1 protein-coding gene is annotated in these 521 nt (G+C 59.5%); it reads right to left on the reverse strand.

The annotated features are described in order from the left end of the window. Window positions 1–521, reverse strand: a 521-nt coding sequence (locus AC07VL_RS28080) for a phage major capsid protein (RefSeq protein WP_494808764.1), incomplete at both ends; no start/stop codon positions are given.

Consider the following 521-nt stretch of genomic DNA (forward strand, 5'->3'; position numbering starts at 1 on the left):
CCGGTCGGCTTCTTGACGCCGTTGCCCGAAATGAACGCTGCACCTTCGCCGCCGGACATCGATTCACTGGCCGACTCGATCAACCAGTCTTCCACATTGAAGAACAGGTCGTCCAGTGCTTCTTCCGATGCCTGCGGCTTCGCCGAGGCCATGCCGAAGGTTGGCACGATTTCTGCCATGTCAGCGGTATTGGTCTGGTTGCGCGTATCACCTTCGCCCAGCCATTCGAAGCTGGCGCCATTGATATCGAACAGCTCGTGGTAGTCGGTGCTGCCAACGGTGCGAACGGTCGCGATCTGGCGGATCGGCGAGATGTCGATCGACAGACGCGCAATGGCGTTTTCGATTACTTTCGGCAACGCGTAACCACCGGCGGCGTTCACGCCCACCAGTGCTTGCGTCGCACGAGTTTCACGGCTATCGGCCGCGTTTTTGACTTCCAAAGCCTTGTAGGTCTGGCTCAGGCGCTGCTCACGGCCCGAATCACGGGGAGCGCGAATCCAGTCGAAGAAAGCGGACTT

Source organism: Janthinobacterium sp. GW821-FHT03C08, from assembly GCF_059420905.1.